This is a genomic window from Allosalinactinospora lopnorensis (assembly GCF_000981225.1).
GTDB classification, from domain to species: domain Bacteria; phylum Actinomycetota; class Actinomycetes; order Streptosporangiales; family Streptosporangiaceae; genus Allosalinactinospora; species Allosalinactinospora lopnorensis.
This window is the reverse complement of the sequence record NZ_LAJC01000068.1, coordinates 22,572-33,719: the sequence shown is the minus strand read 5'-3', so window position 1 is coordinate 33,719 and position 11,148 is coordinate 22,572. Positions and strand designations below refer to the sequence as shown.

Below are 11,148 nucleotides of genomic sequence, written 5' to 3'. Positions count from 1 at the left end.
GCGCACGCCCGGCCTGCGCCGCCAGGAGGTCGCCCAGCTCGCCGGGATGTCGATCGACTACTACATCCGCCTGGAGCAGGCACGCGGTCCCCGCCCCTCCCGACAGATCCTGGCCGCGTTGGCGCGCGCCTGATGCTCACCATCGACGAGCGCGAGTACCTGTTCCGGATCGCCGGCGAGAACCCGCTGCCCTCACTGCGCCCGAACCGCGAGGTGCCGCCCGCGATCCGGGTTCTGCTGGACACCCTGACCGAGACACCCGCCTACGTCATGGACGCCAAGTACGACGTCCTCGCCTGGAACCGGCTGGCCACGTTCTTCACCGGGGACCTCTCGGCCGTCCCCGAGTCGCGGCGCAACCTGATCCGCTGGATGTTCCTGCCCGAGAACGACACGCACGGGCGCTGGGGCGACCCGGACACCGTCTCCTTCGCCCGCGCCTCGGTCGCCGACCTGCGCGCGGCCTACGCCCAGTACCCCGGCGACCCCGACATCGGGAGGCTGGTCGCCGAGTTGCTGGACGCCTCACCGCGCTTCGCCGAGATCTGGGCGGCGCACGAGGTGGAGGTGCGCCGCCGGATCGTCAAGCGGGTGGACCACCCCATAGCCGGACCGGTCGCGTTCGACTGCCAGGTGCTGCACATCCCCGACACCGACCAGCGCCTCATCATCTACTGCGCCGAACCGGGTTCTGCGACCCAGGAGACGTTCCGGCGGCTGGCTCGCACGCCGCTCTCCGAGGCGCCCTCACCGCACACCGCGGCCGATGACTGCCATCCGAGAGTGCCGGCCGCCGCGGAGACCCCGCAGCGGCCGGACACCGCCGGAACCGGTAGTGGCCCTCTGGAGTCCAGGGGGTGAGGCCCCCTCGCCCGCGCCGGGAGCAGGGCGCCGTCGAGAAGGGCGGCCGCCCTCAGGGTTTGCGCCCCATGGCACCGAAGAACCCGATCTCGCGATCGGTGTAGCGGGTGTCGGTGTCAGGTCGCCACTGGGGCAGCGTGGTTACGCCCGGTTCCACCAGTTCCAGGCGCTCGAAGAACCCGGTGAACTCCTGGCGCGTGCGGAACGTGGCCGGAGTCGCCGCACTGGAGTTCCACATCCGCAGGATCTTCGTCATCGCCTCTCCCTGCACGTCGGTGGTGGGGTGTGCGATCACCAGGTGGCTCCCGGACGGGACGGCGTCCAGCAGCCGATTCACCAGCGCGTACGCCTCCTCGGTGTCGGTGATGAACTCCACGATCCCCAGCAGGGTGATCGCGACCGGCCGGGTGAGGTCGAGCGTCTCGGCCGCGCCCCGCAGGATCGAGTCGGGATCGTTCAGGTCGGCGTGGATGTAGTCGGTGACGCCCGGAGCGGTGCTCCTCAGCAGGGCCTGGGCGTGCACCAGCACAACGGGGTCGTTGTCGACGTAGACGATACGGGCGTCCGGCACGACGGCCTGAGCGACCTCATGTGTGTTGTTGGCGGTGGGCAGGCCGGTGCCGATATCGAGGAACTGGCGGATGCCCGCCTCGCCGGCCAGGTAGCGGATGGTCCGGCCCAGGAACTCGCGGTCGGCCTGGGCGAACATCACCCAGTCGGGCATGGCTTGGAGGATCTGGTCGCCGAGCTCGCGGTCGGCGAGGTAGTTGTCCTTCCCGCCCAGCCAGTAGTCCCAGACCCGCGCCGGGTGCGCGATCGTTGTGTCGATGGCGGGAGGGCTGCCGGTGCCGTTTCGGCCGCGCGCTGGTGTGTCAGGTGTGTCGTTCATGGGCGGCGGCTCTCGTTCTCTGTGGCGGCCTGAGTGCGGCGGCGTTCCCGGCAGCGGCGCTCCTCGCCGGGAAACGCCGCTGCCCGGCTTTCCCGTCCGATCTTGGCCACCGGGAAGTTCCTGGTCAAGGCATTGACATCGCATAGGAAGTCGGCGTCGTCGGTGATCAGCCGAGTATGGAAAACCGGCCCCTCGACCGCACCCCCGTGCGGCGCCACCGCAGGAGTCCCTCTCCGTTCCTTCCGCCCGACCAAGGCACGAGCTCCGCATCATCGAACTGTCACGTGCCGTGGACAGACCGGTCCCACTCCAGGTGCACGGTGATCGACGCCTCACCGCTCGCTTTCGCGAGCACGCTGGCCACGGAGCCGGACTCGAGGACCAGCTTCAGACCGAACTGAAGGCCCAGCCTGTCCGGCGGATCGGGCAGGCCGTCGAGCACTGACTCGATCACTGCTTTGGAGACGCCGGCGACCTCCGAACGGAACGTCTCCATGTTGAACCGATATTTATTCGCGCCTACCGGGATCGGCCCCCGAGCGTCGACTTCGGCCATTATGACCTGGTGATCACTCAGTTCGACCTCGACCAGATGGACTGACAAGAGCAGCACCTCGGAATTCTTGTGCCTATCGGGTTCGACCGTTGGGAACGATAATCTCGCAACGGCCCCACCCAGCAGGAAAAGTGATCCCCCCGTTACTATTCGGCGATCCGGGGCTCGTCTTGCTCCATCGGAGGTGAGAGGTGCGGCGGCGTCGCGGGCTGCGGGAAACCGTCAGCGTGGCCACCAGGGCGCGTACTCGGCGGATGCCACATAAGACTGCAGGCGAGTATCTGTTGGATTCTGATACGAATACCGCCCACCACCCAGAACTCCATTCCCCGGCGTCCCCGTGGTCCAGCGCAGCACCAAACCGGTCTGCCGGAACTTCCTGTGCGAAGAAGGGGAAAAGAAGACGCCACTTCCCAATCCGGGCTCCCGCGCCGCCTCGGCTTGACATCCTCCGCGTACGGCGCGGTGTTCTGCGGTTATCCACGCACGGCGGGCCGAGGAAGACCGGCAACGCGCATTCGAGCGGCACAGGAGAGTAAAACAGTAGAATGCGACCGTGTTACAAGTAACGTGCTAACCGACCTCGCTGAGCCTCTCCTTCCCCTGTAATCCTCCGCAGGAAGACTTCCCTTACCGTGCCCCTATCCCCCTTGGAACGATCCACTCCCGACTGGCAATTGCGCGTCCGCGCCGCGGTCGATGGCCGGGTGGTCGGCGCCGGAGTGGTCCTCTCCCGATGGCACGTGCTCACCTGTGCGCATGTGGTGGCCTATGCCCTGGGCGAAGCGTGGGACGGCAGGGCTTCCGTGCCCCGCCCCCAGGGGGAGGTCCGCCTGGATGACCCGCGCGGCGATCACTCGTGGCAAGGACGGGCGACGGCCCCGGAGGGCTGCTGGTTCGGCGACCGCCCCCCATGGGACGCGGCCGTGCTGTCACTGGACCGACCCGCCCCATCCCCGCCCGCCCTCCTGCGGCGGTGGGGCGAGTCGGCTGGTCCGCGCCGCGCGGTGAGCATGGTGGGTTTCGTCTCCGACGTGGACGCCGGGGTCTGGGCCTACGGCCTGCTGGGCGGCCGCGGAGGTCCGCACTCGATGTATGTGCAGATCGACCTGGAGTCGCCGGTGGGTGCCCGGGTCGTCGAGGGGTTCAGCGGCAGCGGAGTACGCGAGAACCGCAGTGGAGGGCTCCTCGGCATCGTGTGCCAGAACTACGACGATGGGGCGGGCCGCTCCGGCGAGATCTGCTGGATGATCCCCGTTGAGGCGGTCCCCGATGTGTGGGGCGGCCACCCGGCCCCGCAGGATGAGCCGCCCTCGTCGCCGCGATCGAAACACGAGCTGGTCGTCGCACTCTGCGAGGTCCGCTGCATCGCCGATCCGGATTACCGCTCCCACTTTCTCGCCTCGCTCGACGGGCGCATCCGCCACCACACCCGTGTGGACCGGCCCGCCCGGCTCTTCGCGTTCGAACTGTGCGACGCCGCGATGTACCACGGGCTGCTCCATGACGTCCTCACCACACTCGACATGCTGGAAGAGGGGAGCGCACCGATGGGCCAGGTGTGGGCGGCCGCCGAGCCGCTGCTGGGGCGGAATCTCCCGCGATGACGCGTGCCCGGGCCGAACTCGTCACCGCGCTATGTGGTGTGCGCTGCGTCTACGACCCCGACCCCCGGTCCGTCTTCCACAGCTACCTCCCCCCGCGCACCAAGAGCGAGGTCGTAGCCTCCGGGACGGCCATGGCCTTCGCCCACCGGCTGGTCGAGGCCAGCCTCTACCACGCAGAACTGGCGACCACCCTGCGCTGGCTGCGCCACTGGGACCACGACTCCCCGCAGGCGCGCCGGGCCGTAGAGGCGGCCGCCCCCATGGTGGAGGGTGAGGAGTCCGAGTTCTTCGCACGGGTGGACGGCGATGCCGGGCGAGGGATACCGGGGCGGCTTCGCCAGCCGCTGCGCGTGCTGCCCTTCGCCGCCGTCGCCCACGCCTACGACGTCGCGGTGCAGGCCCACCTCGCAGATATGCTGACGCCCCCTCCCGCATCGGCGTGGGAGGCGTTCGTCGACCTCTACGACTTACCGAGGACCTTGGAAGGCGAGCTGCCCGCCGTGGTGTTCGCCCAGCGGGTTGCCGACACCGCCTCCGACACCGCCCTGGCAGCGGCGCTACGGGACTGGATCGCCACCCAGCCGGGCCGAAAGGAAACGGAGCGCTCCGCGAGACCGGAGGCGCCCCCTGCCACCGCGGCGAAGGCTCCCGAGGCCGGGCCGGCCCGGCTCATCGTGCACATCGTGGACGATCCCGGTGACCCGGGCCTGCTCCGGGTGACCCACCGAACCGGACTCTGCCCCGGCAGAGGGAGCACCACGGTCTTCAGCGGCCTCGAGCACACCCGGCTCGCACCGGAGGAGCTGCGCGACTACGTCACGGCGGCGGTCCACGGGGCGGAGTCCCAGGCCCGGCGGCACAGCCACGACCGGCTCCGCCTGGAGATTATCGTCCCATTTTCGCTGCTTATGCACTTTCCAGCGGCGCGCTGGGAACTGCCGGCACCGGAATCCACCGAGCCTGCCCGGTTAGGATCGCGGTTCGAGGTCATCTACCGCAGCCACGAATTCGTTTTTGGCGAAAGCAACGGTTTTTCCCGAAACTCATGCGTGCAACGATGGCAGCTACTGGATCGTGCCGGACATGGGCTTGCAATAGACAGCACGAGACGGAAGGAGCTACCACCTGGTATCCGATTCGCGGATCATCTCGGCAGCGAGGAGATCGTGGCTTTCCTGGCCAGCGACCAGCGAAATCTGGTGAACGACGTGATGACAGCCGTGCAGTGCGGTATTCCAGTCATCGTGTGGTGTTCGGCACACACCGCGCGAAACATTCATCTCAGATTCCGGCCATTCCTGGAGGAGGATAACGGTCGGGTTCCGGTGCGGGGTATCCAGGCCCTGCCGCAGAGACTGCGCGCACTGCGCCGCGGCGAAGCCCCAAGAGACGACGACCTGGCGGCCCACAGCTACGACATATCCGTCATCTACCACGACCCTCTTCCCGTCGTTCCCGACGAGGGGAATGACCTGACCACAGACAATCTTCGTTAGGAAGCAAGGCCGAACGGCACGAGAGGCACGCCCATGGCCACACCCGAGACCCCGCGCGCCACCTCCCAGACGGAGTCGGCGGCTCCCGACTGGTGGATCTTCCACGGTACCGGCCAGCCTCGCCCACTGCTGGATCTCGTGGCGGAGCTGCCGCCACCACCGCAATGGCGTGCCTACAAGGGCGGCCCGCACCTGGAGCCCCCACCCACCGCTGACGAAAGCGACGAGGAGACACGGCGGATTCTCGGACCGGTGGCCGGAGTGAGCACCGCACCGCACACTTCACCCAACGGTGCCACGCCCGAGGGCACGCGGCACACCGTACTGTCCAAGATCAACGCCGCCTTGTACCTGCGACGCCCATTACTGGTCACCGGCCCGCCCGGGGTAGGCAAATCCGCATTGGCCGACCTCCTCGCCCGGGAGCTCAACCTGGGTCGGGTACTGCGCTGGCCGGTGACGAGCCGCGCAACCGTCACGAACGGCCTCTATGACTACGATCCGCTCGCCCAGATCCACGACCTGAACCTGGACAGCGCGTATCATCAGGCGTCCGGGCTCCCGGACCGCCGCTACGCGGCCACCCCTGACACCGAAACCGCACGGCTGCGCGGCACCGCCGAGCGGATCGGGCGCTACCTGCGCCTCGGCCCGCTGGGAACCGCGTTCCTGCCCTACCGCAACCCGCGGGTACTGCTCGTCGACGAGTTCGACAAGGGCGACTACGACCTTCCCGACGGGCTTCTCGACCTGTTCGAGAAAGGAAGTTTCCGCATCCCCCCACTCGTGCGCCTGGCCCCGGCCGCGCCGCGCATCACCGTCGGGACCGACGACCCGGGGCGCGAGGCGACCGTTGTCAGCGGCCGCGTCGAGTGTTCCGCTTTCCCCATCGTCATCCTGACCTGCAATAGCGACCGCGCTTTTCCTCCGGCCTTCCTTCGGCGGTGCATCCCGCTGCGGCTGGAGCTGCCCTCGCCGGAGGAACTCGCCGAGATCGTCGCCGCGCACTTCTCCGGCTGGCTGCCGGAACACGCCCCATCGGTGATCACCGCGTTCCTGGAGCGCAGCGCGGAACGTGAAGGACTTGCCATCGACCAGCTGCTCAACGCGGTCGAACTCACATCGTCCCTCGTTCCCGGGGCCGAGGGACCGCTGGACCAGGAATTCCTGGGCTTCCTCTCTGACCTGCTCTGGCACCAGCTCAGGGAAGCCTCGGAATGACCCGCCCAGGTGACCGGGAGGACGGCACTGCGGCGGGTGGCGGTGGTTCGCCGGCGCGGCGGGCCGGCGCGTCCTCTGGTGCCCGCCTGACCGGGATCGAATGGGCGGAGGCGATTTACCTCGCGGCGTGGTGTGCGCAGCGGTCGGGGCGCCGCGGTGCCGAATCCGGCCGGCCCCGGGCCGCGCCCGGTGCGCCTACAGAGCCGGAAGGGCACCAGGAGCACCAGAGCGTTCCCGATCCGTACGACGCCTCGCCCATCGATTCCGGAAGCTCGGACGAGAACGAGGACCGGTCCTCGGATTCTCCGCCGTCCCCCGCCGCGCCCGTATCCGTGGAGCCGCCGCCCCCCGATCCGCCGCACCGCTCCTCCACGACCGCCTCCTGGATCCCGGAGCCTCTCCTGGAACCGGAGATCCCGGCTCTGCGCGAACGGCAGCGGCTGACAGCGGCGCTGCGCCCGTTCCACCTGCGCCTCCCCAACCCGCGCTCCTCGGAGCTCGATCACGAGACCACCGCCCGCGAGTACGCGCGGGCGCTGCTGGAGGCCGCCAAGGCGCCTTACGCGCAGGGCCACACCCGGCCCAGAGCCATACTCCGCCCGATAGAGGCCTCCCGGCACGAGCGCGCGTGCCGCCTTACCGTACTGGCCGACCAAGGACCGTCGATGCTGCTCCAGCGGCAGATGGTAACGGAGTTCGTCGCGCTGCTACGCGAGTCCGTCGCCTTCCGCGCGGTCCGGCTGGTGCCGTTCAATTCCGACATTGCCGACACCTCCGGCGCCCGGCTTCCCGACCTCGGCACCGGCCCCGCCGCGAAACCCGACCCGTCCGACGACCCGCACGTGGTCATGGTGCTCAGCGACGGGCTCGGCGCGGGCTGGCACACTGAGGTCGTCCAGGAGTGGCTCTGCCGTCTCGCGCGGCGCTTCCCCGTGGGTATCGTCCACCTGCTCGAATCCCGGCAGTGGGATCGGACCGGTATCCGGCCCCGGCTGGTGGAGCTGGCCGTGTCGTCGGGGCGGGCCACCGCCAACCGGCACTACGTGGCGCGCACGCCCGATCCGCCTGTGCCCGGCATCGCGGGAGGAGATACCGGTGAGCAGGGAAGCGGCCTGCTCATCCCGGTCATGGAGCTGCGTGCCACACCGCTGCGCGACTGGGCCGGGCTCGTCATGGGGCAACTCCCGGGGCGGCGGCTGCGAACAGGCGCACTGCGGGTGGTCCCCGGCCGCGCCCCGGTGGCCCGCCCCCCGGGGACGACCCGGGCGCTCGCCGGCGATGATCCGGCGGCGGCGGTCCGCCACTTCCACCAGAGCTCCTCCCCGGCCGCGTTCCGCCTGGCCGTGGCGCTGGCCACGGTTCCGCTGGCTCCGGCCATGATCGGCATGGTGTGCGATCGGACCGTCGGGCGGGCGAGTCCACCAGAACTCACCGAGATACTGTTCAGCGGCCTGATCCAGGTCATCGAGGACGCCCCGGAAGGCATCACGGAGGATCGCGCCGCCTGGAATTACCGGGCCGGTCTGCGCGAAGCGCTGCTCGCCCTCGGCGGCCGCCGAACCCAGATCAGCGACCTGCTCACCGAACTGTCCGAGCGGTTCGCCGACCGCGATCCGTGGTTCGAGCTTCTCGGGAGGATTCTGCGCCGGGAGAATATCTCGGAGTTGTCGCTGGCCGGAACATCGCCGCAGTTGGCGATGGACACTCTTCCGGCGCTGGAGAGCATTTCCATCACTGATCAATACAGCGATTTGTTCCGGGCTGTCCGAAATTCAGCAGACGTTCCTGAGCCCATCGGTACGCTAGCCTTGGAAGAGGGGCCGAATTCCGTCCGTGGCCGATTCCGAGACGGTGCAGGCATATCCGGCAACTCCGTCAACAACCTCACCGTATACCGAAATTCCGAAGGTCGAGATTTCGCAGGTCAAGAGGATATGACAACTGACGCTCCAATCTCACCGGCAACCGGCCCACGGGCGAGCGGTCGCTCCGATGCCTCCTCGACTACGGTGTGGGGCCCGGTCCCGCGCCAGAACCCGGCCTTTACCGGGCGGGTCGACTTGCTGGCCCGGCTGCGGGAGCAGCTGACCGCGGGTTCCGGGCGGCTGGCGCTGACCGCGCTCCATGGCATGTCGGGTATCGGTAAGACGGAACTCGCCAAGCAGTACCTTTACCTGCACCGGAACGACTACGACCTGATCTGGTGGGTGCAGGCCAACCGCGACAACGCGATCCACGCGTCGTTCGCGTCACTGGCCGAGCGGTTGCACCTGGCCCAGGCGGGCACCACAACCAGCAATCTGGTCCAGGGGGTGCTGGAGGCGCTGCGCCGCGGCGAGCCGTACCGGAACTGGCTGATCGTCTTCGACAGCGCCGAGGAGCCCGAGACGCTGGAGCGCTACATCCCGGTGGACGGGCCAGGACACGTCATCGTCACCTCCCGGGACTCCCGATGGACGCTGCGCGGGCGGGACGACTTCCTGGTCGTCGACGTCTTCCCCAGAGAAGAGAGCATCGAACTGCTGCGTAAGCGCGGCCCCGAAGACCTTGACGACACCGACGCCAACCGCCTCGCCGAGGCACTGGGAGACCTGCCGCTGGCGCTGGACCAGGCCGCCGCGTGGCTGTACGAGAGCGCGACCCCCGTCGGCGAGTACCTGGCCCAGTTCGAGGAGAAACGCGCCGACGTGCTCACAGCGTTGGGACCCACCCACCACGATTACCGGGTTCCCGCCCTCGCGGCCTGGAACCTGTCTCTGGACAAGCTCACCACGATCAACCCGGCGGCACTGCAGCTGCTGCAAATCTGCTCCTTCCTCGCCTCCGCCCCCATCCCCCGCTACCTGTTCACCTTCGCCCGCGACGTCCCGGCACCGCCACAGCTCAGCGAAGCACTGGGCGACTCCACCAGACTGGGCCGCGCCATCCGCGACCTGGGCCGGTTCGGGCTGGTACAGATCGACAACCGGCGGCACACCCTGCAACTGCACCGGCTCGTCCAGGAAGCCGTGAAGCTGCCGCTGCCCGAGACCGAGCAGGAGGAGTACCGGCACTGCGCGCACCTGCTGCTGGCCCGGAGCGACCCGCAGAACACCTCAGTGGAGTCCCGCGCTCGCTACGCCCAACTCCTCCCGCACGTATGGGCCTCCCGGGCGTGGGAGTGCACCGACTCCTGGGTGCGCGACCTCGTCATCCAACAGGTCTACGTCGCCGAGATGCGGGGCGAGTACACGGAGGGCAAGCGGCTGGGGGAGATCGCGCACCGCGTCTGGCGGGAGGAACTCGGTGAGACCGCGCCGCAGACCCTGCTCCTGGCGTTGCGAATGGTCCGGACGCTGCGCAGTCTCGGCCGGCTCCGCGACGCCTACGAGCTGTGCCGGGCGACGCGCGACACACTCGCCGGGATCCACGGACCGGACGCGGAGGAGACCCTGGAAGCGTCGAAGGTGTTCATCCGGGACTTGCGCTTCGCCGGGGAGTTCGAGGCCTGCCGGGAACTCGCCGAGCAGACGCTGGAAAAGTATCACCGGCTGCTCGGCCCGGATGATCCCGCCACGTTGTCCGCGGCGCACGAGTACGCCTTCGCGCTGCTCCTGACAGGGGCCTATTCGCAGGCTGTGGAACTGTACGAGGACGTGTACCGGCGCAGGGAGGTCATTCTCGGTCCGGACGCCCCCGAGACCCTGGGCTCAGCAGATGGCTACTCCGACGCTCTGATGGAGTCGGGCGACTACTTCGCCGCCATCCGGCTGCAGGAGGAGAACGTCGATCGGGCCCGGGCTCTGTTCGGCGACGACCACCTTGGCACGCTGGGCAACCAGCTGACGCTGACGATCATGCAGCGCCGCACCGGCCAACTGGAGGAGTCCGTCAGACTGTCCGGGCAGGTCTGGCGACAGATCCGCGACCGCTTCGGCCCGCACAGCGACGACGCCCTCTACGCTGCGCTGGCTCATTCGACGGCCCTACGCACCGTCGACCGGTTGGGTGAGGCACTGCAGCTGGCCGAAGACGCCGTCGCGCACTACACTGCTCTCCTCAGCGCCGAGCACCCGCACGTCGCCGCCGCGGAAGTGAACCGGGCGGTGACCCTGCGGCAGATGGGCCGAATAACCGAGGCACGCGGCCTCGATGAACGGGCGCTGGAAGTGTTCCTCGCCAAACTCGGTACTGACCATCCCTGCACACTCTCTTGTGCGATCAACCTGGCCAGCGACCTGTTCCAGTCGGGCGATGTCAGTGGTGCGCACGAGCTCGATCAGAAGAACCTGGAACAGTGCCATCGGCTCCTGCCCGAGCGGCATCCCATCAGCCTCTTGGCGCGGCGTAACCTCGCCGTGAGCCGCGCCGCGCTCGGTGAAGAAGTTTCCGGGGAACTCGATGAGGTAGAGCGCCTCTACCAGGAAGTCCTGGGGCCCGACCATCCCGCGACGCTCTCCGTACGGCGCGAGGTCCGGGGCAGCGCCGACATCTATCTGGGCCAGCCGTGAGCTGTGCCGCGATGGGGATCGCGGCGGC

At 68.7% G+C, this 11,148-nt stretch carries 9 protein-coding genes; 6 read left to right on the top strand and 3 right to left on the bottom strand.

All coding sequences use genetic code 11. The features are described from left to right. Positions 1-46 precede the first annotated feature (46 nt). Together VS93_RS33525 and VS93_RS20925 are read left to right on the top strand one after the other, a co-directional pair. Entirely contained in the window at positions 47-133 is an 87-nt protein-coding gene (locus tag VS93_RS33525; protein ID WP_394298839.1) for a hypothetical protein, read from the top strand. Then, the gene (locus tag VS93_RS20925) at positions 133-861 is read left to right on the top strand and encodes an MmyB family transcriptional regulator (RefSeq protein ID WP_052745902.1); all 729 of its coding nucleotides are present in this window, start codon (positions 133-135) and stop codon (positions 859-861) included. The genes VS93_RS33525 and VS93_RS20925 overlap by 1 nt, the downstream gene beginning before the upstream one ends. A 52-nt stretch (positions 862-913) precedes the next feature. Here VS93_RS20925 and VS93_RS20920 read toward each other — a convergent pair whose 3' ends face one another. The 3 genes from VS93_RS20920 to VS93_RS20910 form a co-directional block, all read right to left on the bottom strand. Then, on the bottom strand, positions 914-1,750 hold the full coding sequence (locus tag VS93_RS20920) for an SAM-dependent methyltransferase (protein ID WP_046471600.1): 837 nt from the start codon (positions 1,748-1,750) through the stop codon (positions 914-916). After that, the gene (locus VS93_RS20915) at positions 1,747-1,968 is read right to left on the bottom strand and encodes a hypothetical protein (protein ID WP_046471599.1); all 222 of its coding nucleotides are present in this window, start codon (positions 1,966-1,968) and stop codon (positions 1,747-1,749) included. Before VS93_RS20915 ends, VS93_RS20920 begins: the two co-directional genes overlap by 4 nt. 62 nt (positions 1,969-2,030) lie before the next feature. Beyond that, entirely contained in the window at positions 2,031-2,363 is a 333-nt protein-coding gene (locus tag VS93_RS20910; RefSeq protein WP_052745901.1) for a CU044_2847 family protein, read from the bottom strand. Between the two features lie 578 nt (positions 2,364-2,941). On the opposite strand from VS93_RS20910, the gene VS93_RS20905 reads away from it, so the two are divergent. From VS93_RS20905 to fxsT, 4 genes are read left to right on the top strand one after another with little or no spacing between them, the layout of a single operon-like run. Beyond that, positions 2,942-3,913, top strand: coding sequence for a S1 family peptidase (locus VS93_RS20905; RefSeq protein WP_046471598.1), 972 nt, complete (start codon positions 2,942-2,944; stop codon positions 3,911-3,913). After that, entirely contained in the window at positions 3,910-5,409 is a 1,500-nt protein-coding gene (locus VS93_RS20900; RefSeq protein ID WP_046471597.1) for a hypothetical protein, read from the top strand. The genes VS93_RS20905 and VS93_RS20900 overlap by 4 nt, the downstream gene beginning before the upstream one ends. A 33-nt stretch (positions 5,410-5,442) precedes the next feature. Further along, positions 5,443-6,630 (top strand): AAA family ATPase, encoded by a 1,188-nt coding sequence (locus VS93_RS20895; RefSeq protein WP_046471596.1) that lies wholly within the window; start codon positions 5,443-5,445, stop codon positions 6,628-6,630. Then, complete coding sequence (gene fxsT / locus VS93_RS20890; RefSeq protein ID WP_052745900.1) at positions 6,627-11,120, top strand: FxSxx-COOH system tetratricopeptide repeat protein; 4,494 nt, start codon at positions 6,627-6,629, stop codon at positions 11,118-11,120. The genes VS93_RS20895 and fxsT overlap by 4 nt, the downstream gene beginning before the upstream one ends. The last annotated feature ends 28 nt before the right edge of the window (positions 11,121-11,148 follow it).